The following is a 21,863-nucleotide window of genomic DNA, read 5'->3' on the forward strand; positions in this document are numbered from 1 at the left end:
AGGGACGGGGCGTCACAGTTGCACACCGGGCCCGGACTGCAGGCGCCATAGCCGGGTCGGCAGCGCGGCAGGCGCGTCGGGCTTGAAGAAGGCCGAGTCCTGGATGTGCGAGGCGGTCACGTAGATGGCGCCGTCCGGCCCCTGGGTAAAGGTGTCGGGCCAGCGCAGGCGCGCATCCTGGACCAGCACCTGCGGTTCGCCCGCCGGCCCGGCATCCAGGTCGCGCACCTTGACCGCATCGTCCTCCACAGCGCTGAGCAGCATCTTGTTGGTGCCGCGCGGGATCAGGAGGCCGTCCGACACGCCATTCCTGCCGAACTCTTCGACTGCATCGCCTATTTCCGTGTCCGCGTCCCCGCCCTGCAGGCCCTCGCCGGTCAGCACGTCGGTTGCGATGCGGTACAGGGTATCGCCCTTGATCGCCTGCCAGTACAGCCAGCGCCCGTCGTCGGACAGGGCGATGCCGTCGGCCGAGAATTCCACGCCGCGCCCGTCCGGGCGCCGCAGTTCCCTGCCGTCGGCCTTGACGTTCAGTCCCTTCTTCATCTGGGTCGAAGGATGGCCGTCGAGCAGGCGCATAACCTTGCCATTGCCATTGCCATTGCCATTGCCATTGCCGCTGCCCAGGTCGACCACCAGGATGGCGCCGACCACGCCGGAATCGGTGATGAAGGCGTACCTGCCGTCGTTCGAGAAACGCACGTCGTTCAGGTAGGAGCCCTGCGGGGCGGCGACCTCGTCGAAGACGATGCTGCGCACGACACGGTCGGTCGCCAGGTCGACCTGCACCAGCTTGGCGCCGCCGGAAACCAGGTGTGCCTGGGCCGGCGCGGCCGGGTCCAGCACCCACAGGCTGCCGCGGCCGTCGGCCACGATGCTCTGCACGCATACCCAGTGCTCGTCCGGAGGCAGTTCGTCCTTGCGCGCATTGCGCCAGGCGTTCCATGTCTCGTCCGGATAGGGGCGCAGCGTGCCGTCCTGCAGCAGTTCCGCCACCGAGACCGCCGTGTCCTCGGTCCAGCGCGGGAAGTTGACGAAGATGCGGTTGTCTTCGGACACCGACACGCCGGTGATCTGGTGCTCGAACGCGGCGACCTGTTCGATGGTCCATGCTTCTGCGTTGCCTGCGCTGTTGTTCATGCTGCTCCTCTCATCGGTTCGGTGGTTGTCGGGGGCGCCGGACGGGCGGCCCGGACCCGCTTTCCGGCCCGGGTTCCAGTCTTGCCAGCAGGCTTGCTTGCAGCCTTCTTCGCCGGCCGGGGATTGGCCAAGGCCTGCTCCTGTTCGTGCCGCAGGCGCTGCTGCAACATGGCCAGCACGGCGGCTTCTTCCGGCTGCAGCGCGTGCAGGTCGTCGAGCAGCTCCCGCTCGGTGCGTTCGCTCAGCGCCTCGAGCACCGTGCCGTCGAGGTAGGCGTCGAGCACCGCCGGGTGCACGTAGCACTTGCGGCAGATGCTGGGCGTGTTGCCGAGCTTTTCGGAGACCGACTCGATCGCGCGCACGATGTTCTTCTTGGCCTGGGCCTCGGAATCGAACTTCTCGAACTCCTGCAGGGCCAGGGCGGCCAGCACCGTGCCGGACCATGTGCGGAAATCCTTGGCGGTGTAGTCTTCACCCGTGATCGCGCGCAGGTAGTCGTTGACGTCGCTCGAATCGACGCTGTGGGTCTCGCCCTCGTCGTCCACGTACTGGAACAGTTCCTGGCCGGGCAGGTCACGCGTGCGCTGGATGATCCGCGCCAGCCGCCGGTCCTGCACGTGCACCTTGTGGTACACGCCGCTCTTGCCGCGGAAGCGGAACTCGACGTGGCTGCCGTCGACCCGCACGTGGCGGTCGCGCAGCGTCGTCAGGCCGTAGGATTTGTTGGTGCGGGCATACTCTTCATTGCCCACGCGCATCATCGTCGCCTCCAGCAAGTACACGATGGTGGCCAGCACCTTTTCGCGCGGCAGGCCGGGCAGGCCAAGGGCGCGGTCGACTTCCTTGCGGATGGCCGGCAGCGCCTGGCCGAAATTCAGCATGCGTTCATACTTGGCCTCGTCGCGCACGGTGCGCCATTTCGGATGGTAGCGGTACTGCTTGCGGCCCCGGGCATCGCGGCCGGTCGCCTGCAGGTGGCCGTTGGCCTGGGGACAGATCCAGACGTCCGTCCAGGCCGGCGGGATGATGAGCGACTTGATGCGCGCCAGGGTGGCTTCGTCGGTGACGGGCTCGCCTGCGGCATCGAGGTAGCGCCAGGCTTCTCCCGTCTTCTCGCGCCGGATGCCGGGCCGGTCGTCGTGCACGTAACGCAGCCCGGCGGCCTTGGCGGCGGTGGGCGGATCCTTGAGCGGGGTGGTGACGCCGGGTTCTTCGCTTTGCATGGCAGGCTTTCGCTGGGAGAAGGTCGCTTCATCCTACGCCGAACCGGGCCGGCGCACCGTTCGGGACCTAACCGAGACCCGGCCGCTCAGCGATAGCGGGCCTCGACCAGGTCGATCTCGCGCAGCAGCTTGCGGGCGGTCTCGTCCGAGATTTCGCGGCGGCGCGCCATGGCCAGCAGCACCTTGCGTTCGGCCGCCAGCGCGGCCAGGCGGTAGTGGCGCTCCGCCTGTTCAGCCACCCGGACGCGGGCCGGGTCCGAGCCGGGCATGACGCCGCCGAGCCGGTGCTGGTACAGGCCGCGCACCTGTTCCGCCGCGCTGGCATGCAGGTCGGCGTCCTTCTCGTCGACCGGGGCGGGGCGGCCCGCCGCGTCGATCGCGCCCAGCGCCGCCAGCAGCGCGGCCTGGCGGGCCCGGTCTTCCTCCGCATCGATGGCGGTTTCCGGCGGCAGTTCGAGTCCGCGCAGCACGCGCGGCAGGCCGATGCTGGCCACCGTGAGCGAGACCACGATGACGGCGCTGGCGAGAAAGATCGCCAGGTCGCGCCCCGGGAAGGGCGCGCCGCCGGGCAGTGCCAGCGGCAGGGTGAGGATGCCGGCCAGCGTGATCGCGCCACGCACGCCGGCCAGCGACATCGCCAGCAGCAGGCGCTTGTCCATCCTGACACCTTCGCGCCCCTGGCGCCGCGCCGCATAGTTGCTCAGGCGCAGCGATACCCAGACCCAGGCGAAGCGCAGGAGGATGAGTCCGGCGCTGATCGCCAGGGCCGTGCGGATCAGCCACCACGGGTCGCGCGGCACCGCCAGGTCCGGGCTCTGCAGCGCGGCGCGCACGATGTCCGGCAACTGTTCGCCCAGCAGCACGAACATCACGCCGTTGAGCGCGAACTGCACCGTGTCCCAGACCACGTTGCGCCGCACCCGCGTGGTGGCCAGGGCGCGCCCGCCCAGTTCCACGTAGCTCATGGTGATGCCGGCGGCGACGGCGGCCAGGATGCCGGATGCCCCCAGGTGCTCGGCGGCCAGGTAGGCGCCGAAGGGCAGCAGCAGATTGAGCAGGATCGAGGCGCCGGGTTCGTCGCCGAAGCGCGCGCCCAGCAGGCGCTGCAGGGAGGCCATGCCGAGGGTGAGCAGGATGCCGGTGGCGACCCCGGCGAATGCCAGCCACAGGAAGGTCAGGGTGGCGCTGCCGAGCGAGAAGACCCCGGTCATCGCTGCCGCGACGGCAAAACGGAAGCACACCAGGCCGCTGGCGTCGTTGAGCAGCGATTCGCCTTCCAGGATATGCATCAGCCGCGGCGGGATCGGCACCCGCGCCGCGATCGACGACACCGCCACCGGATCGGTCGGCGCCAGGATGGCGGCCAGCGCGAAGCACACCGGCAAGGGCAGGGCCGGCACCAGCCATTGGATCAGGAAGCCGGCGCCGACCACGGTGAACAGTACCAGCCCGAGCGCCAGCTCGAGGATCACGCCCTTGTCGCGGAACAGCCCGACCTTGGGAATGCGCCAACCATCGAGGAACAGCAGCGGGGGCAGGAACAGCAGGAAGAAGATATGGGGTTCCAGCCTGACCGGATGCCAGCCGAAGCCCGCGATGGCCGCGCCGAGGCCGATCTGCACCAGCGGCAAGGGCAGCGGGATCGGCAACACGGCGGGCAGCACCCGCACCAGGTAGGCGCTGGCCACCACCGCCAGCAGCATCGCCAGCACCACCCCCACTTCACCCATGCGCGCTCCTTCGCCGACGCTCGTTCGCCGGCCAGGCACGATGATAGGCGAACGGCCGGATCGGGCGCGTACGATGGCGCCGGGGCGCCGGGCGCCCCGGCGCCCCTTAGCGCGCTGCCTGCTCGCGGGTACTGTTTGCGCCCACCTGGGCCAGCAGTTCGCTCAGCTGCACGGTGTTGACGGGCTTGACCATGTAATGGTCGAAGCCTGCGTGGCGGGCCGCGTCGCGGTCCTGCTGGCGGCCGTAGCCGGTCGCCGCGACCAGGGTGGCGTCGGCGGTCTGCGGCAGGCGGCGCAGGCGGCGCGCCAGCTCGTTGCCGTCCATGTCGGGCAGGCCGATGTCGAGCAGGCAGACCTGGGGCGCCAGTACCCGCGCCACCTCGAGTGCGTCATGGGCGTTGTACGCGATCTCGACCCGGTGGCCGGCGGCGGACAGGAACAGGTTGAGCGTGTGGGCGGCGTCGAGGTTGTCGTCCACCACCAGCACCCGCAGCGGCGCGGCCGCCGCGCCTGGCTGCTGCCGCCCGTCCGCGCCCGCGGCCGCGAGCGGCGCCGGGGCCTGCGCCGCGAAGCGCGGCAGGCGCACGGTGAAGGTGCTGCCCTTGCCCAGGCCGGGGCTGGCCGCGGCAACCTTGCCACCGTGCAGCTCGACCAGGCTCTTGGCCAGTGCCAGGCCCAGCCCCAGGCCGCCCTGCGAACGGTCGGGCGTGCGCTCGGCCTGCGTGAACAGGTCGAACACCCGCTCGACCAGTGCCGGCTCCATGCCGATGCCGTCGTCCGTCACCGCCAGGACGTACTCGTCTCCTTCCTCGCGCAGCTGCAACTGGATGTGGCCGCCTTCGGGCGTGTACTTGGTGGCATTGTTGAGCAGGTTCGCGACCACCTGCACCAACCGCTTGTGGTCGCCCTTGACGCTCGCCGGGTCGCTCGGGAGGTCGAGCACCACTTTATGCCGGCGCGCCGCGATCAGGGGACGGATCTGCTCGGCCGCGTCGTCCACCACGCTGCGCAGGTCCAGTACCTGGGTCGACAGCGACACCAGGCCGCGCGTGACGCGCGAGACGTCGAGCAGGTCGTCCACCAGGCTGGTCATGTGCTCGACCTGGCGTGCGATGATCGCGCAGGTCTGCGTGATCTGGGCGTTGTCGGAGTGCAGGAGCTTGAGCAGGTGGGCGCCGGTGCTGATCGGCGCCAGCGGGTTGCGCAATTCGTGGGCCAGCATCGCCAGGAATTCGTCCTTGCGCTGGTCGGCCGCGCGCAGCTCGCGCTCGGCCTGGCTGCGCGCCGTTTCCTTCTTCTGCAAGGTGGCGGCCATCTCGTCGAGGGCGGCGGCCAGGCGGCCGATCTCCTCGCGGCCATACCTGATGCCCGTGCGGGCTTCGAGGTCGCCGGCGGCGATGCGGCGAGCGGTATCCATCAGTTTGCGCACCCGCTGGACGATCAGGATGTCGCCCGCCAGCCAGGCCGCCAGCAGCGCCAGCATGGTGGTTGCCCCCAGTCCCAGCAGCGACATCAGCTGGGTCTCGCGCGCCGAGGCGGTGATGGTCTCGACCGGCACGCCGATCGTCACCGTGTACTCGGACAGCGCGGGGCCGCCCACGCGCGCGAACGCGTGCAGGCGCTCGATGCCGTCCTCGCCGCGCATCACGATGGCGCGCTGGGCCGGGTCGCGCATCGCCGCCAGCAGCGTCGGGCTGATCTTCTGCCCGAACCAGCGCTCCGGATCCGGCCTGCGCGAAATGAGCAGGCCGCCGGAATCGGCGGTTTCGAGGATCGAGCCGGCCGGCAGGTTGATGTCGCTGACAAACGTATCGAGCCCGGCCAGGTCCATCGCCGCGAATACCACGGCCACCACCTTGCCGCTGCGGTCGATCACGGGGTAGGTGAGGTTGATGGTGTGCTTGCGGATGACGCGCCCGAACACGTAGTCGCCGGCGATGAAGCGCCGTTCGGCGACGGCGCGCTTGAAATGGCGCCGGTCACCCAGGTTCACCGGATGCAGCATCGGTACGGCGCTACAGGTCACGTCGCCGTTGAGCTGGATCAGGCCGAAGTTGACGTAGCCTTCGTTGCGGTCCAGCACGTCGGCCAGCAGGGCATTGCAGCGGTCCGCGGGGCCCATCAGGTCGGGCACGCTGACCAGGTCCACCAGGATCTGGCGCGCGCGCTCGATCGACTCCGCCTCGTTGGCCGCCGCCAGGCTGGTCAGGCGCTGCAGGTTCTCCTCGGAGGCGCGGATCGCGGCTTCGCGCTCGCGCAGGCCGCCCAGCACCGTCATGACGGCGATCGGCGTGATCGCCAGGGCGACCAGCAGCATCAGCCGGCTGCGCAGGCTGTTGAGGCGGAAGCGGGCCGGCCGGCTGTTCATGCGCGGGCGGCGGCGCGCAGGTACTCGCCGTAGGCGACGATGCGCCGCACGCCTTCGCGCAGGGTGACGATGTCGTCGGAAATGTAGCCGATGCGGATGAAGCCCGGCACGCCGAGCGCGTCGCCCGGCATCAGGGCCACCCCTTCCTCCTCCAGCAGCGATTCGGCGAAACCCAGCGTGTCCGAGGTCAGGGCGCGGATGTCGCCCCACAGGTAGGGGCCGGAATCGGGCGGCGCCATCGTGATCCAGGGCACCGGCGCGAGCATGTCCAGCACCAGGTCGCGGCGCGCGTGATAGTCCTCCAGCATGCCTCCGGGGCGGCCGCCGGCGAAGGCGGCGCGCGCCGCCACCTGCGACAGCCAGGGCGCGGCAGCCGTGATCGGTCCCTGCAGGGTGTGCATCGCGCGCGCCAGCGGCCGCGGCGCCAGCGCGAACCCGACCCGCCAGCCCATCATGGCGTAGCTCTGCGACGCCGAGAAGATGGTGACGACGCCCAGCTTGCGCCAGTCGCACAGCGAGGCCAGGCTGGTGTGGTTGCCGTTGAAGATCAGGTGCTCGTAGCTTTCGTCGACGACGATGTGGCCGCTGGAGCGCTGCGCCCAGTCGCGCAGGTGGCCGAGTTCTTCCAGCGTGTACACCTTGCCGGTCGGGTTGTGCGGATTGTTGACGATCAGGACGCGGGCTGGCCCGAGGGCGTCGAGCGCCTCGGGCGTGAGGCTGTCCGGCAGGTCGGCCAGCACGATGCGCAGGCCGAGCAGCTGGGCGGTCGTGACGTAGGCCGGCCAGTGCGGACGGAACACGATGACGGTGTCGCCCGGGTCGGTGAGGGCGAACAGCGCCTCGTAGAGGGCCTGCTTGGCGCCATTGGTGACGACCACCTCGTCCGGGGTGGCTTCGATGCCGTTTTCCGCGCGCAGCTTGGCGCACAGCGACGCGCGCACGTCCACTGCGCCGCCCACGTCGGTGTACGGCAGGATGCACTCGCGCCCGGCCTCGTGGGCGATCGCTTCGCGCACCGCGGCCGGCGCCGGGAAGTGGGAAATGGCGATGGAAAAATCGATAACGGGCTCGCCGGCTTCGCGGAGAGCGTCGGCACGCCCGTGCATGGCGGTCGTGGCAAGTGGTCGGGAACGGTTGATCCGGTCGGAGAGTTTCATCGTTATGATGGCCAAAAAGTGACGGTTGCCAGTTGCACGGGACCGGTCCTGTGCGGATATGTTGCCATATTGTACTAAAGTGGTGGAAAGCTGACGCACCGGAGCACATCCTGCCGTGCGCTCGGTGCCCAGCATTGGTTGACACCTAAAGCATTCGCGCATGTAATATACGCGCAACACCAGATCGGGAGCGGGAATGAATATCGTGTGCGTGGGTGGCGGCCCGGCCGGGCTGTATTTCGGGTTGCTGGCCAAGCGCCGCCACCGAGACTATACCGTGACCGTCGTCGAACGCAACCGGGCAAGCGACACTTTCGGCTGGGGTGTCGTATTTTCCGACCAGACCCTCGGCCACCTGGCCGCTGCCGACGAGGAGAGCGCCCGCGCCATCCTGCAATCCTTCAACCACTGGGACGACATCGACGTCCATTTCAAGGGACGCACCGTGCGTTCGGGCGGGCATGGTTTCTGCGGCATCGGGCGCAAGCGCCTGCTCAATATCCTGCAGGAGCGTTGCAGCGCGCTCGGGGTGCGCATGGTGTTCGAGCACGAGGTGCTTGACGATGCCGGCCTGGCGCGTACCTACGGGGCCGACCTGGTCGTGGCCTGCGACGGCGTCAACAGCGCCACCCGCAACCGCTACGCCGCCACCTACCGGCCCGAGCTCGAGCGCCGCCAGTGCCGCTTCGTGTGGCTGGGCACCCGCAAGCGCTTCGACGCCTTCACCTTCGCCTTCGAAGAAACCGAGCATGGCTGGTTCCAGGCGCACGCCTACCAGTATGACGGCGACACCTCGACCTTCATCGTCGAAACGCCCGAGGAAACCTGGCACGCGGCCGGCCTCGAAGCCATGAGCCAGGAACAGGCGCTGGCCTTCTGCGAGCGCCTGTTCGCGCGCCATCTTGACGGCCAGCCGCTGATGGCCAATGCCGCCCACCAGCGCGGTTCCGCGATGTGGATCCGCTTCCCGCGCATCGCCTGCCGCCAGTGGGTGCACTGGAACGACATCGAAGGGCGCCGCGTCCCGACCGTGCTGATGGGGGATGCGGCGCACACCGCGCACTTCTCGATCGGCTCGGGCACCAAGCTGGCGCTGGAAGACGCGATCGAGCTGGCGCGCTGCCTCGACGACCCCGGCGCCAGCCTGGAGCAGGCGCTGGCGGCCTACGAGTCCGCGCGCCGGGTCGAGGTGCTCAAGCTCCAGAGCGCGGCGCGCAACTCGATGGAATGGTTCGAGAACGTCGTCCGCTACACGGCGATGGAGGCCGAGCAGTTCGCCTACTCGCTGCTCACGCGCAGCCAGCGCCTGTCGCACGAGAACCTGCGCCTGCGCGACCCGGCCTACGTCGGCGGCTTCGAGCGCTGGTTCGCGGCACGCGCAGCAGCGCAGGCCGGGGTGCAGGCCCCGCAGGAGCCGACACCGCCGATGTTTACGCCATACAAGGTGCGCGGGGTGCTGCTGAAGAACCGTGTGATCGTCTCGCCGATGGCGCAGTATTCGGCGGTGGACGGGACGGTGGGCGACTTCCACCTGGCCCACCTGGGTGCCCGCGCGCTGGGCGGCGCCGCGCTGGTGATGGCCGAGATGACCTGCGTCTCCGCCGATGCGCGCATTACCCCCGGCTGTCCCGGCCTGTACGCGCCGGAACACACCGCCGCATGGAAGCGCATCGTCGATTTCGTCCACGGCAACGCCGACGCCCTGATCGGGGTGCAGCTCGGCCACGCCGGCGCCAAGGGCTCGACCCGGCCGATGTGGGACGGCATCGACCAGCCGCTGGAAAGCGGCAACTGGCCGCTGGTGTCGGCGTCGGGCCAGCAGTACCTGGCGGGCGTCTCGCAGGTCGCGCGCGAAGCCGCGCGCGAGGACCTGGATCGCATCAAGCGGGATTTCGTGCGCGCCACGCGGGCCGCCGCCGAGGCGGGCTTCGACTGGCTGGAGCTGCACTGTGCCCACGGCTACCTGCTGTCGAGCTTCATTTCGCCGCTGACCAACCGTCGCGACGACGAATACGGCGGCGGCCTGGAAAACCGCTGCCGCTATCCGCTGGAAGTGTTCGCCGCCATCCGCGCCGCGTGGCCGCAGGACCGTCCGATCAGCGTGCGCGTGTCGGCGCACGACTGGGTCGAGGGCGGGATCACGCCGGACGACGCGGTAGCGGTGGCGCGCCTGTTCAAGGCGGCGGGCGCGGACATGATCGACTGCTCGTCGGGGCAGGTCAGCAAGGACGAAAAACCCGTGTTCGGCCGCATGTTCCAAACCCCGTTCGCCGATCGCATCCGCAACGAAGCCGGCATCCCGACGATTGCGGTCGGCTCGATCTACGAGGCGGACCACGTCAACGGCATCGTCGCGGCCGGCCGCGCCGACCTGTGCGCCGTGGCGCGCCCGCACCTGGCCAACCCGGCGTGGACGCTGCTGGAAGCCGCGCGCATCGGCTACGGCGGCGCATCCTGGCCGCGCCAGTACCGTCCCGGCAAGCTGCAACTCGAACGCAACCTCGAGCGCGAGCGCCAGCTGCAGGCGGCGAACAACGGCTTGTCGCCGCAGCAGCTGGCGGCCCGCCTGCTCGAAGGCTAATTTACTTTCAGGAGCTATGCACATGCATTACCTTCCGGGTGAGGCGCACCGGCTGCCGGGCAGCCGCGCCAGCCTCGCCGCTTACCAGTCCATCCACTTCCAGTACGCCGTCCAGGACCGGGTGGCGACCGTCCTCCTGAACCGGCCGGAGCGCAAGAACCCGCTGACCTTCGATTCCTACGCCGAGCTGCGCGACCTGTTCCGCGCCCTGGCCCACGCCGACGACGTCAAGGCGGTCGTGATTGCGGGCGCTGGCGGGAACTTCTGCTCGGGCGGCGACGTGCACGAGATCATCGGGCCGCTCACGAAACGCGACATGCCGGGCCTGCTCGCCTTTACCCGCATGACGGGCGACCTGGTCAAGGCGATGCGCGCCTGCCCCCAGCCGATCGTGGCCGCCGTGGATGGCGTCTGCGCCGGCGCCGGGGCGATCCTGGCGCTGTCCTCGGACATCCGCTACGGCACCGCGCGCAGCAAGACGGCTTTCCTGTTCACCCGGGTCGGCCTGGCAGGCTGCGACATGGGCGCCTGCGCGCTGCTGCCGCGCGTGATCGGCCAGGGCAGGGCGGCCGAACTGCTCTACACCGGCCGCGCCATGCCGGGAGACGAGGCCGAGCGCTGGGGCTTCTTCAACCGCTTGTGCGAGCCTGACACCGTGCTGGCCGAGGCCAAGGCCTTTGCGGCAACGCTTGCCAGTGGCCCGACTTTCGCGCACGGGATGACCAAGAAGATGCTGCAGCAGGAGTGGAACATGGGCGTGGACGAGGCGATCGAGGCCGAAGCCCAGGCGCAGGCGATCTGCATGGCCACCAACGACTTCCACCGTGCCTACCACGCCTTCGTGGCCAAGGAACGGCCTCGCTTTGAAGGGGATTGAGGACATGCCGGACCGCGACTACCTCGACTGGCCCTTCCTGGAGCCGCGCCACCGCGCGCTGGCGCTGGAACTCGACGCCTGGGCCGGCCAACACCTGGCGCATGCGCACGGGCGCGACGTCGATGCCGTGTGCCGTTCGCTGGTCGCCGAGCTGGGGCGCGGCGGCTGGCTGCGCCATGCCATCGGCGGCAACGGTGCGCCGATCGACACCCGCGCCGTCTGCCTGATCCGCGAAACGCTGGCACGCCATGCCGGCCTGGCCGATTTTGCCTTCGCCATGCAGGGCCTGGGCAGCGGCGCCATTTCCCTGTTCGGCACCGGCGCGCAGCAGGCTGCCTGGCTGCCGCGCGTGGCAGAAGGCAGGGCGATCGCCGCCTTCGCGCTCTCGGAGCCGCAGGCCGGCTCCGACGTGGCGGCGATGCAGTGCGCGGCCCGCCGCGAAGGCGGCGACTACGTGCTCGACGGCGAGAAGACCTGGATCTCGAACGGCGGCATCGCCGATTTCTACGTGGTGTTCGCCCGCACCGGCGACGGCGGCGGCGAGGGAGGACGCGGTTCGCGCGGCATCTCGGCCTTCATCGTCGAGGCCGACGCGCCCGGTCTCACGATCGCCGAACGCATCGACGTGATCGCCCCGCATCCGCTGGCTCGCCTGCGCTTCGACGGCTGCCGCGTGCCGGCGGCGAACCGCATCGGCGAAGAAGGCCAGGGATTCAAGGTGGCGATGTCCACGCTCGACGTGTTCCGCACCTCGGTGGCAGCGGCCGCCCTCGGTTTTGCGCGGCGGGCGCTGGACGAAGGCTTGCAGCGGGCGCGCCGGCGGGCCATGTTCGGCAAGACCCTGGCCGACTTCCAGCTCACGCAGGCCAGGCTGGCCCAGATGGCGACCGACATCGATGCCGCGGCGCTGCTGACCTACCGCGCCGCCTGGCTTCGGGATCAAGGTAAAAGGGTGACCAAAGAAGCGGCGATGGCCAAGCTGACCGCCACCGAAACCGCCCAGCGGGTCATCGACGCTGCGGTGCAGCTGTTCGGCGGGCAGGGCGTGGTCAGCGGCGAGACCGTCGAAAGCCTTTACCGTGAAATCCGTGCGTTGCGCATCTACGAGGGGGCAAGCGAAGTGCAGCTCCTGATCGTCGCGCGCGAACTGCTGGCCGGGGAGGGCGCATGATCGAGATCCTGCAGCCGCCGGGCTGGCCGCGCCCGAAAGGCTACGCGAACGGCATCGCGGCAAGCGGCCGCCAGGTCCACGTCAGCGGCATGGTCGGCTGGGATGCCGGGGGCCGCTTCCAGACCGACGACTTCGTCGGCCAGACGCGCCAGGCGCTGGAAAACATCGTGGCCGTGCTGCGCGAGGCCGGCGCCGGGCCGCAGCACATCGTGCGCATGACATGGTACGTGCTCGACCGCCGCGAATACCTGGACGCCGGTGCGGCGCTGGGGGCGGCCTACCGCGACGTGATCGGCCGTCACTACCCGGCCATGAGCGCAGTGCAGGTGGCGGCCCTGATGGAAGAGCGCGCGCGGGTCGAGATCGAAGTGACGGCGGTGGTGCCCGATTGAATTCGCTGCCCCGGGCGCCCACGAGCTGCCGTAAACGACGCGTCCGGGCGCGACGAAGCGGGCCGCCATACTGGCAATAGCCTCCACCATGGCCGTTGCCTGCACCGATGACTCCGGGTACGGACCGGCTCCGCGAGCACCGGTGCTTCAGGCTTACCAGAGACCGGTCACGCGGGTATAAGCCCGCGACGACGATCCCACCACGGTGTGGCCGTTGTCGGCATCGATCGGGCGCACTTCGAGATTGCGCGACAGGACGAACAGCAGCTTGTCCGATTCGGCATACAGCGGTTCCCACTGGCCGGGGCGCAGGGCGATCATCAGCTGGCCGTCGCGTTCGGCGACATGGAACTTGCCCAGGCCAGCGATCGCATACTGGCCGACCAGGGCCTTGCGCGCCTCCGGCGTGAGGGCGACCGCCGGACGCAGCACGGTCTGGTTGCCGGCCCATTTGTATTCATGGGCGATCGCGCGCATCAGGCCGGCCGCGAGCTCACCGCCATTGTCGCCGTTGGTCAGGATCACCGCACCGTTGCCGCCCTCGACGAAGGCGACCAGCGAGGACTTGAAGCCCATGTTGCTGCCGCTATGGCCGAACGCCTTGCCTTTGTCCTGGATCTGCAGGCCCAGCGCGTAGTCGTTCATCACCGGCGCGAGCATGGTGCGCGTCATGGCCGGCGACAGCACGCCGTTGTCGCGTCCCGCCGCTGCCTGCTGGATGGCGATCGCGAACTTCGCCAGGTCGAGCGGCGTGCTCCACAGGCCGGCCGCGGACTGCTCGGGATACGTGTAGGCGCCGCCCGGGAAGGGCTTGCCGTCGCGGTCGTGCGGCCGCGCGGCTTTTGCCGACAGCGCGGCAGGCAGCGGCTGGGCATAGCTGCTGTCGGTCATGCCCAGCGGCCCCAGCACCAGTTCGCCCATCAGGACATCGAAGGGCTTGCCGGCGCGATCGATCATGGCTTGCTGGAATACGGTGTAACCGCCGCCGGAATAGCGCCACGCCGAACCCGGCGCGGCGTCGACCCGGACCGCCCTGGTGTTGGCCGGCCCCGTGCCGTCCAGCACCTGGACCAGGGAAGGTACCGGCTTGCCGGCAGCGTAGCCGGGGAAGCCCGAAACGCTCATGCCGCCGGTATGCGACAGCAATTGACGCAGGCTGGGCTTGCCGGCGCCGGCAGGCAGCTTCCAGCCCGCGAGCGCCGTCTCGATGGGGGCATCGAGATCCAGTTTGCCCTGTTCCACCATGCGCAGCGCCGCCATCGCCGAGACCGGCTTGCTGATCGACGCCGCCTGGAACAGGGTTTCCGGCGTGACGGCCGGCCCGCCGGTCCAGGCGACACCGTAGCTGCGCGTCCACGCCACCTTGCCGTCATGGATCACGGCGACACTCACGCCCGGCACCTTCAGGCGGACCATCGCGTCCTGCAGGCTTTCGGTCTTGACCGGCGCGTCCGCCAGCGCCACCTGCGGGCGCAGGCCGGCCTCGATGCGGGCGATGGCGGCGCCATCGTCGGCATGGGAGAACGGCGCCGCCAGGCACGCAGCCATCAGGAGACACAGGTGAATCCGGGGCGGCGCGGGTTGGCTGGGACGCATGTCTTACTCCATAAAAATTTACACAATGGCAATTAGTATAGAGATCGAGGACATGGTCAACAAGGAATAAGGCAATTCTATGCGGCAGGCATGTCGATCGAAGCCCTGGACGACCGGCTCATCCGTTACACTGACTGCCGGCGCACGGGGGGGGCAAACGAGCGGGCCAGGCCATCGACGGCAAGGCTGTGCCCGCCACACGGCGCGTCCCTCATCATTGCAACGACATGTACACGAAATCGACACAAGTATGCTGAAATCAGCCCTGGCGACCGTCCTGCGCAAGTACTGGATGTTGGCGATCGGTATCGTAATCAACAGTGTCCTGTTCCAGTACTGGCATGGCCATCTCTCCGCTTCGGTGGCGCTTCTCACGGTACTCGTTACGGTACTGGCCGTTCTCGTCGTTGCGCTGCCGGTCGAACTGCATGCAATGCGCAGATCCGATGCGCGCATGCCGGCTCGCGCTTCTTCGTCATCATGATGGATGCGCGGGTCTACTGGGTTCTCCTGCTCGCGCTGGCGGGAGTCGTCGCGCTCTGCCTCGCCGTCCGTTTCCGGGACCAGCGCTGGCCACGGGTGATCGCCGCGACGGCTGTGGGGGCGATCGTGTCGCTTTATATTGGTGACGCCGGCGCTACCCGGTCCATCCTGCTTGCCGGAGTCATCCTGGCTGTCGGCTCCGCGGCAGCGCGTCGTCGCTAGCCGTGCCGGCGCGCCGGAAGCCGGCGGCTGCCGATGGCATCAAGCCAGCGCTTCCTTGGCAGCCTGTTCCGGCGTCAAGCCATCGTAGAACTGGTCGGTAAACCATTCCACCTGTTCTTCGATATGCTCCTGCGCCTGCTTGACGGTGGCGCCGCCGGCAACCAGGAAGCCTTCCACTTCAATGCACCACTGGATGAACGCCAGGGTTTCTTCGTCCAGTTCTTCTTTCTTCGCCATCTTCATTTCTCTCTGCGGTTTCGTGCATGGCAGGGCGGCATCGGGCCGGATGCCGCCTGCGCGGGTTCAACGTACGTCGAGCAGTTCGACGTCGAAGATCAGGTTGGCGTGCGGCGGGATCGGGCCCGCGCCACCGGCGCCGTAGCCCATGTCGGGCGGCAGGATCAGCGTGCGCTTGCCGCCGACCTTCATGCCTTGCACGCCTTCGTCCCAGCCCGGGATGACCTGGCCGCCGCCGACCCGGAAGCTGAACGGCTCGCGTCCCTCCGACGAGTCGAAACGGGTGCCGCGCTGCGCCTCGGCATCCGGCTGGTACAGCCAGCCGGTGTAGTGGACGACGGCGGTGGAGCCGGCCGTCGCTTCCTTGCCGGTGCCGGCCACGGTATCGATCTTCTGGAAGGCCACGGCGGGGGCCACCGCCGCAGGCGGCGTGTCGGCGCGCTTGCAGCCGGACAGGGTGAACGACATGGCCAGGCCAAGGGCGCAGCAGGAAAGGAGGTGTTTCATCTTGATCTCTCGTGGTAAGTGCCGATAACTGTGCGGGATGCCGCCGCAGCATACAGGGCGGCCGCCATCGTGACAATGCCGGCGCAGCTTCAGCGCGGGTAGGTGAATCCAGTGCGGATATCCATCGGCAGCAGGCGCCCGCCCTCGCGTACCATCAGGCGCTGGGGCGGCTCGTCGCCGGCCAGCACGCGCCGCGTGATGGGCAGCCCTTCGGCCTTGCGCACCAGTTCGTCGGCTCGCTCGTAGACGTTCGGGCAGCCCGTGGCCTTGACGAGCGCCTGCACGATCGGCACCTTCCACAAGTCGACGCCGGCGCCGTTGAACTGGCAGACCAGGTAACCCCCGGCGCCGCCATAGCTGTGCGCCAGCAGGCCCGGCAAGCCGTCCCGGTCGCCGTCGACGAGCTGGACCAGCGCCTGCGGATCGGCGCCGCGCAGTGCCTCGATGCGGCCATCGACGGCAGCATGGACGCGGCGCTTCATCATGGCGTGGTCGACGGGCTCGTCCTCGCGCAGGGTCCAGATGCGGGCGGCGACCTGGGATTTGGCATTGTAGGCGGCGCGCGCCAGGAACTGGCGCGACGAGGATTGCACGATCGCCGTGGCGCCGGGCTTGTTGCGCTCCTGGGGCTTGCCGTCGACCCGTTCGACGGCAGAGAGATAAATCCAGGGGTCGCCGGACAGGAGACTTTTCTCCTTGCCCTGTTTGATGGTGATGATGAGCATACGGGGCTTTCGTTTCCAGGTCCGCGATGATACAGCACGCGGCTGCGCGCACCGAGGTGAGCGCCGGGCCGCGGGCCTTTCTGGTACGGTGGACGCCACCAGGAACCGATGGAGGCAGCATGAACAACCAGATCGTACGGGTGATCGAGAACGTCGAGGATGCGGAGCGCGCACGCCAGGCACTGCTGGACGCCGGCTTTGACCGCGACGGCATCGAGATCAGCCATACCGGCGACGAAGCCGGTCCTTCCGAAGCCAATTTCACGGTGGGCGACTCGCCCGCGGTGAAAGGCGGCACCGATTACAAGGATGTCTACACGCCGGGGCTGGAAATCGGCAAGTGCATCATCACGATCACCGCCGACGAATCCCGGCTGGAAAAGGCCGCGTCCATCCTCGAGTACCACGGGGCCAAGGACAACGACCCCGCGCATCGACACTGAGCGTCCGCCCGCGCGGCGACCGTCACCGGATGAACAGCCGTGTGCGGAGCTTCGAGCGGAAGTTGCTCGCGCGGTCGGCGAAGCCGACCACCCTGCGGATCAGCTCCAGCTCAGGTCGACCTTGCTCAGCGGAAGCTCGCGCACGCGCTTGCCGGTAGCGGCGAAGATCGCGTTGCAGACTGCGGGCGCCAGCGGCGGCAGGGCGGGTTCGCCCAGTCCGGTCACCGGATAATCCGTCTTGACGAAGTGCATCTCGATCTTCGTCGGCGCGTCCGGCATGCGCAGCAGCTGGTAGTCGTGGAAGTTGCTCTGCACGATGCGGCCCTTGTCGATGTCCAGGGCCGGGAACATCATCGTCGACAGTCCGTCGATCACCGAACCTTCGACCTGGTTCTCGGCGCCCGACAGGTTGACGATCTGGGCGCCGATGTCGGTCGCCACCACCACGCGGTCCACCTTCAGCTTGCCGTCGCGCGAGACGGTCACTTCGGCCACCTGCGCAACGTAGCCGCGGTGGCTGAAGTGGAAGGCGATTCCCTGGCCCTGGCCGCGCGCGAATTTCTTTTTGCCCCAGCCGGCCTGCTCGGCCGCGACGCCCAGCACCTTCTTCATGCGCGCCACGCTGTAGGGCTGGCCGCGCTCGCCCGTGCCGGCCATGATGTCCTGGTCGCCCAGCAGCTCCATGCGGAACGCGAGCGGATCACGCCCGCCGGCGTGGGCCAGCTCGTCGATGAAGCTGTGGAACACCCAGGCGAACACGCAGCTGCCCGGCGCGCGCCACGGGCCCATCGGCACGCGGCATTCGAGTGCGGTCTGCTCGAGCTGGCAGTTGGCGATCCAGCGCCCCGGGAACTCGTCGCCGGACAGGTTGCCGCCGCTGCCCGGCTGCAGCACGCTCTTGCCCTCGCGCTCGACCCGGTTGGCGAAGGTGACGAAGTGGTTCTGCCAGGCCACCGCCTTGCCTTGCGCGTCGACACCGCCGCGCAGGAAATGGAAGCCGCCGGGGCGGAAGTGGTCGTGCTGCAGGTCGTCCTCGCGGGTCCAGGTCAGCTTCACCGGGGCGGCGACTTTCTGCGCGATGGCGGTCGCCTCGACGATGAAGTCCGAGCTCAGCCTGCGGCCGAAGCCGCCGCCGCTGCGGATGATGTGCAGGACGATCTTTTCCTTCGGGATGCCGAAAGTGCTCGTGACCAGCGCCTGGCCGGAGCCCGGGTTCTGGGTCGGGGCCCACAGCTCGAGCGAGCCGTCGGCTGGCTTGAACCAGGCGGTGCAGTTCTGCGGCTCCATGCTGGCGTGCGAGATGAAGGGGTAGCTGTAGGCCGCCTCCACCACCTTGGCCGCGCCTGCCAGCGCCTTGGGGACGTCGCCGTCCTTGCGCATGGTGGCCGCGCCCGGCTTTGTCGCCGCAAGCTGGGCCTGGGCCGTGAAGTCGGCCCAGCTGTGGCCGGCGCCTTCGCCTTCGTCCCACTCCACCTGCAGCTCGCGGCGCGCGCGCATCGCGGCCCAGGTCGAGGTGGCGACGATCGCCACGCCCGGGCGCAGGCCGTTCAGGTTCGGCGTGCCTTCGACGATGAAGGCATCCTTCACGCCCGGCATGGCCTTGACCGCATCGAGGTTGGCCTTGAGCGGCTTGCCGCCGAAGACCGGGCACTTGGCATACACCGCGTACAGCATGCCGGGCAGGCGCACGTCGATGCCGAACAGCGGCTGTCCACTGACGATGGCCGCGTTGTCGACGCCGCCGATGCGGGTGCCCAGCAGTTTGTAGGTGGACGGGTCTTTCAGCACCACCTGCGCCGGGTCCGGGACCGGAAGCTTCGAGGCAGCGTCCACCAGGGCGCCGTAGCCGAGGCGGCGCTTCGTCGGGGCGTGGGTCACGGCGCCGTTCGCGGTGCTGCATTCGGCGGCCGGCACACCCCAGGTGTTGGCGGCCGCCTGGACCAGCATCGCGCGCGCGGCCGCGCCCAGGCGGTGGAAGTTCTCGTAGTTGGTCGGGGTCGAGGTCGAGCCGCCGGCGCCCTGGCCGCCATAGCGCGCGGTGTCCAGGTCGCCCTGATTGATGCGCACGTCCTTCCAGTCGACATCGAGCTGCTCCGCGATCACCATCGGCAGCGAGGTCTTGATGCCCTGGCCGATCTCGGGCTGTTTGGAGATCAGCGTCACGCGGCCGTCGCGGCCGATGCGGATGAAGGCGTTCGGTTCGAAGTCCGGCGCCGGGGCGCCCGCGGCGCGGGCGGTGGCAGCCAGCGCGCCATTGGCCGACATGCCCAGCATGAGGGCGCCGCCGACGGCGCCGGCGCGCAGGAAGCCGCGGCGGGCCGGGGAAAGTGGCGCGCCGGAGGCGCGCAGGGTGGTGCGAACGTCCGTCATTTCTTGCCCTTTCCATTGACAGCGCCAGTGGAAGCGATGGCGGCGGCGCGGTGGATGCCCGCGCGGATGCGGGTATAGGTGGCGCAGCGGCACAGGTTGCCCGCCATCGCGTCGTCGACCTGCGCGTCGGTCGGCTTCGGGTGCTGCTCCAGCAGGTGGCAGGCCGTCATGATCTGTCCGGCCTGGCAGTAGCCGCACTGCGGCACGTCGAGTTCCTGCCATGCCTGCTGCAGCGGGTGCTGCGCGTTCGGGTCGAGGCCCTCGATGGTGGTGATCTTCTGCTTGCCGACGCTGGAAACCGGCGTCAGGCAGGAACGTGCCGGCACGCCGTCGATGTGCACGGTGCAGGCGCCGCACTGGCCCAGGCCGCAGCCGTACTTGGTGCCGACAAGACCGAGCGTGTCGCGCAATGCCCACAGTAGTGGCGTGTCCGGCTCGACATCGACAGCCTGCGCCTTGCCGTTGATGTGCAGCGTGTATTTACTCATGGGGCGATCCTCATCCAGGGGCGAATCCGACATGCTAATCGAACGCAGCGGTCTCAACAATATTGACGGTTCGTAAGCGGTACCAGCGCGGGGCAATGTTCAAAAATATGTAATACTTTGTCATCCTGCCCAACAGTTTCGGTCACTACATGGTCTCACCTGGTTCACGCCTGACTTCCGCCACACTCAAGTTACGGCTCGCCAGCGTGGCAGCGATGCTCGTGTTCGTTGCAACCCTGCTGGTAACGCTGTCGACCCTGGGTGTGGCCGAGCGCGGCATGAAAGGCGTGATCGGCGACCAGGAGTACACCTTGCTGTCGGGGGCGGCATCGTTCCTCGACGACCGCATCGCTGCCCGCGTGACCCAGGTCGAGGCCCTGGCCAGCAGCATCCCGCCGCAACTGCGTACCGACTGGAGTGCGCTGCGTCCCCTGCTGGCCGAGCAGGTGCGCCTGTGGGGCGCCGACCAGTTCCTGAACATCGTCGTCTTCGACAACGACGGCGACATGCGCCTGTCCTTGCGCGCGCTGCGGGTCCCGCCGGACTTCAGCGCGCGCGGCACCGACTACTTCGACCGGGTGGTGGAAACACGCCGGAGCATGATCTCGGCGCCGCGCCGCAGCCGGCTCACCGGCGAGCACATCGTTGTATTCAGCGCGCCGCTGCTCGACGCTTCCGGCCGCGTGCTGGGGGTCCTCGCTGCCAGCGTCGACCTCCAGCACTCCGGCTTCCTGCGCCAGATCGGCACCCTCAAGCCCGGCAGGACGGGCTACCTGTTCGTGATGACGCAGCAGGGCGTGATCATCGACCATCCCGACGAATCGCGGCTGTTCCAGCACATCGGCATGACGCCGGGGGGCAACCGCGGCACCGAGATGGCGCTGGGCGGTTTCGAGGGCTGGGTGGAAACGCCCAGCAAGGACGGTACCGATGCGATCTACGCCTACAAGCGCCTGCGCACGACCGGCTGGATCCTGGCGGCGCGCTACCCGACCGACGAAGCCTTTGCGCCGATGCATGCGATGCGCCAGAACGCCTTCTTCAGCGCCGTCGGGCTGGCGCTGGCGGCCGGGCTGCTGGCCTGGGTGCTGGTGTTCCAGTTGCTCTCTCCCCTGCAGGCCCTGCGCGACAACGTGGCGGCGATCCGCGACGACGGCGCCGACATCGAGGTGCTGCGCGACGGACGCCGGGACGAGATCGGCGAGCTGGGGCGTGCGTTCCATGCGCTGATGGCCGAGCGCGAACGCGCCGAAAGCGCGCGCGCCGCCAGCGAAAAGCGCTTGCGGCTCATTACCGACAACCTGCCGGTCCTGATTTCCTACATCGACCGCGACTACCGTTTTCATTTCGGGAATGCCACCTTCGAGAAATGGTTCGGCGTCGCGCCGCCCCAACTGATCGGCATGGACCTGGCGGGCTTGCTGGGCGAGGAGGCGGCCGGCGACGTTGCTCCGCACCTCGAACAGTCTTTCGCAGGAAAGTCCGTCACCCACGAGATCGGAATCCCGCTGCGTGGCGAACCGCGGATCTTGCAGGCAACCTACATTCCGGACCTGCGGCCGGACGGCGGCGTGGCCGGTGTCTATGCGCTGGTACACGACACGACCCATGTGAAAGAGGTCGAGGAACAGCTGCTGCAGCTCGCACGGGTGGACACGCTGACCGGGATCGCCAACCGGCGCATGTTCGGCGAGGCCCTCCAGCACGCACTCGACCGCATGCGCCGCAGCGGCAAGCCGCTGGCGCTGGCCTACCTCGACATCGACTACTTCAAGAAGATCAACGACACCTGGGGCCACGGCGTCGGCGACGAGGTGCTCAAGGAGTTCGCGCGGCGCCTGACCCTGGGCGTGCGGGCGACCGACACGCCGGCGCGCTTGTCGGGAGACGAGTTCGTCGTCATCCTCGAGGAGATCGGCTCGCGTGAAGAGGCGGAGCGCATCGCGGCGAAGATCGTGGCAGCCATGCGCGTGCCGTTTCATACCAGCGCCGGCCCGGTGCAGGCCTCGACCAGTGTCGGCATCGCCCTGTCGCAGCCGGGCCAGACCCAGGAACAGCTGCTGGCTGCGGCCGACAGCGCGTTGTACGCGGCGAAAGGAAAAGGGCGCGACGGCTACGCCTTCTTCGAAGAACGGGCAGGGCAAGGACGGTAG

Annotated in this window: 19 protein-coding genes; 8 read left to right on the forward strand and 11 right to left on the reverse strand. The window is 68.8% G+C overall.

Going from position 1 to position 21,863, the window contains the following annotated elements; all coding sequences use genetic code 11:
* Positions 1 to 12 precede the first annotated feature (12 nt).
* The 5 genes from ACFFJK_RS01110 to ACFFJK_RS01130 form a co-directional block, all read right to left on the reverse strand.
* The gene (locus ACFFJK_RS01110) at positions 13 to 1,140 is read right to left on the reverse strand and encodes an L-dopachrome tautomerase-related protein (protein WP_379677224.1); all 1,128 of its coding nucleotides are present in this window, start codon (positions 1,138 to 1,140) and stop codon (positions 13 to 15) included.
* Positions 1,137 to 2,363, reverse strand: a complete 1,227-nt coding sequence (locus ACFFJK_RS01115; RefSeq protein ID WP_379677225.1) for a DNA topoisomerase IB-related protein — start codon at positions 2,361 to 2,363, stop codon at positions 1,137 to 1,139. The genes ACFFJK_RS01110 and ACFFJK_RS01115 overlap by 4 nt, the downstream gene beginning before the upstream one ends.
* Positions 2,364 to 2,449: 86 nt before the next feature.
* Positions 2,450 to 4,093 (reverse strand): Na+/H+ antiporter, encoded by a 1,644-nt coding sequence (locus ACFFJK_RS01120; protein WP_379677226.1) that lies wholly within the window; start codon positions 4,091 to 4,093, stop codon positions 2,450 to 2,452.
* Positions 4,094 to 4,199: 106 nt separating this feature from the next.
* Complete coding sequence (locus ACFFJK_RS01125; protein WP_379677228.1) at positions 4,200 to 6,461, reverse strand: hybrid sensor histidine kinase/response regulator; 2,262 nt, start codon at positions 6,459 to 6,461, stop codon at positions 4,200 to 4,202.
* A complete protein-coding gene (locus ACFFJK_RS01130) occupies positions 6,458 to 7,618 on the reverse strand; it encodes a pyridoxal phosphate-dependent aminotransferase (RefSeq protein WP_379677229.1) in 1,161 nt (386 codons plus the stop codon). The genes ACFFJK_RS01125 and ACFFJK_RS01130 overlap by 4 nt, the downstream gene beginning before the upstream one ends.
* Positions 7,619 to 7,814: 196 nt before the next feature.
* Here ACFFJK_RS01130 and ACFFJK_RS01135 point away from each other — a divergent pair, with 196 nt between their 5' ends.
* Genes ACFFJK_RS01135 through ACFFJK_RS01150 form a run of 4 tightly spaced genes read left to right on the forward strand, consistent with a single transcriptional unit; the run spans position 7,815 to position 12,639 of the window.
* Positions 7,815 to 10,199, forward strand: coding sequence for a bifunctional salicylyl-CoA 5-hydroxylase/oxidoreductase (locus tag ACFFJK_RS01135; protein ID WP_379677230.1), 2,385 nt, complete (start codon positions 7,815 to 7,817; stop codon positions 10,197 to 10,199).
* A gap of 22 nt (positions 10,200 to 10,221) precedes the next feature.
* Entirely contained in the window at positions 10,222 to 11,076 is an 855-nt protein-coding gene (locus tag ACFFJK_RS01140; protein WP_379677231.1) for an enoyl-CoA hydratase family protein, read from the forward strand.
* A gap of 4 nt (positions 11,077 to 11,080) precedes the next feature.
* Entirely contained in the window at positions 11,081 to 12,247 is a 1,167-nt protein-coding gene (locus ACFFJK_RS01145; protein WP_379677232.1) for an acyl-CoA dehydrogenase family protein, read from the forward strand.
* Entirely contained in the window at positions 12,247 to 12,639 is a 393-nt protein-coding gene (locus ACFFJK_RS01150; protein WP_379677322.1) for a RidA family protein, read from the forward strand. Before ACFFJK_RS01145 ends, ACFFJK_RS01150 begins: the two co-directional genes overlap by 1 nt.
* Positions 12,640 to 12,792: 153 nt before the next feature.
* Here the strand turns inward: ACFFJK_RS01150 and ACFFJK_RS01155 are convergent, their stop codons facing one another.
* The gene (locus ACFFJK_RS01155; RefSeq protein ID WP_379677233.1) at positions 12,793 to 14,235 is read right to left on the reverse strand and encodes a serine hydrolase domain-containing protein; all 1,443 of its coding nucleotides are present in this window, start codon (positions 14,233 to 14,235) and stop codon (positions 12,793 to 12,795) included.
* Positions 14,236 to 14,485: 250 nt separating this feature from the next.
* On the opposite strand from ACFFJK_RS01155, the gene ACFFJK_RS01160 reads away from it, so the two are divergent.
* A complete protein-coding gene (locus ACFFJK_RS01160) occupies positions 14,486 to 14,719 on the forward strand; it encodes a hypothetical protein (protein ID WP_379677234.1) in 234 nt (77 codons plus the stop codon).
* Positions 14,716 to 14,940 (forward strand): hypothetical protein, encoded by a 225-nt coding sequence (locus ACFFJK_RS01165; protein WP_379677235.1) that lies wholly within the window; start codon positions 14,716 to 14,718, stop codon positions 14,938 to 14,940. The genes ACFFJK_RS01160 and ACFFJK_RS01165 overlap by 4 nt, the downstream gene beginning before the upstream one ends.
* A 39-nt stretch (positions 14,941 to 14,979) precedes the next feature.
* Here the strand turns inward: ACFFJK_RS01165 and ACFFJK_RS01170 are convergent, their stop codons facing one another.
* The 3 genes from ACFFJK_RS01170 to ACFFJK_RS01180 form a co-directional block, all read right to left on the reverse strand.
* Positions 14,980 to 15,177: a hypothetical protein gene (locus tag ACFFJK_RS01170; RefSeq protein WP_379677236.1), complete on the reverse strand. Its 198-nt coding sequence runs from the start codon at positions 15,175 to 15,177 to the stop codon at positions 14,980 to 14,982.
* A gap of 66 nt (positions 15,178 to 15,243) precedes the next feature.
* Positions 15,244 to 15,684, reverse strand: a complete 441-nt coding sequence (locus ACFFJK_RS01175; protein ID WP_379677237.1) for an FKBP-type peptidyl-prolyl cis-trans isomerase — start codon at positions 15,682 to 15,684, stop codon at positions 15,244 to 15,246.
* A gap of 89 nt (positions 15,685 to 15,773) precedes the next feature.
* A complete protein-coding gene (locus ACFFJK_RS01180; RefSeq protein WP_379677238.1) occupies positions 15,774 to 16,409 on the reverse strand; it encodes a class I SAM-dependent rRNA methyltransferase in 636 nt (211 codons plus the stop codon).
* A 119-nt stretch (positions 16,410 to 16,528) separates the two neighbouring features.
* Here ACFFJK_RS01180 and ACFFJK_RS01185 point away from each other — a divergent pair, with 119 nt between their 5' ends.
* Entirely contained in the window at positions 16,529 to 16,852 is a 324-nt protein-coding gene (locus ACFFJK_RS01185) for a hypothetical protein (protein ID WP_379677239.1), read from the forward strand.
* Between the two features lie 99 nt (positions 16,853 to 16,951).
* Here the strand turns inward: ACFFJK_RS01185 and ACFFJK_RS01190 are convergent, their stop codons facing one another.
* Complete coding sequence (locus tag ACFFJK_RS01190) at positions 16,952 to 19,222, reverse strand: xanthine dehydrogenase family protein molybdopterin-binding subunit (RefSeq protein WP_379677240.1); 2,271 nt, start codon at positions 19,220 to 19,222, stop codon at positions 16,952 to 16,954.
* Positions 19,219 to 19,710 carry a (2Fe-2S)-binding protein gene (locus ACFFJK_RS01195; protein ID WP_379677241.1) on the reverse strand — a complete coding sequence of 164 codons (492 nt, stop codon included), beginning with the start codon at positions 19,708 to 19,710 and terminating at the stop codon, positions 19,219 to 19,221. The genes ACFFJK_RS01190 and ACFFJK_RS01195 overlap by 4 nt, the downstream gene beginning before the upstream one ends.
* A gap of 215 nt (positions 19,711 to 19,925) precedes the next feature.
* Between ACFFJK_RS01195 and ACFFJK_RS01200 the strand changes: the two genes are divergently transcribed.
* On the forward strand, positions 19,926 to 21,863 hold the full coding sequence (locus tag ACFFJK_RS01200) for a diguanylate cyclase domain-containing protein (RefSeq protein ID WP_379677323.1): 1,938 nt from the start codon (positions 19,926 to 19,928) through the stop codon (positions 21,861 to 21,863).

Source organism: Massilia consociata (assembly GCF_042432755.1).
Lineage (GTDB): Bacteria > Pseudomonadota > Gammaproteobacteria > Burkholderiales > Burkholderiaceae_D > Telluria > Telluria consociata.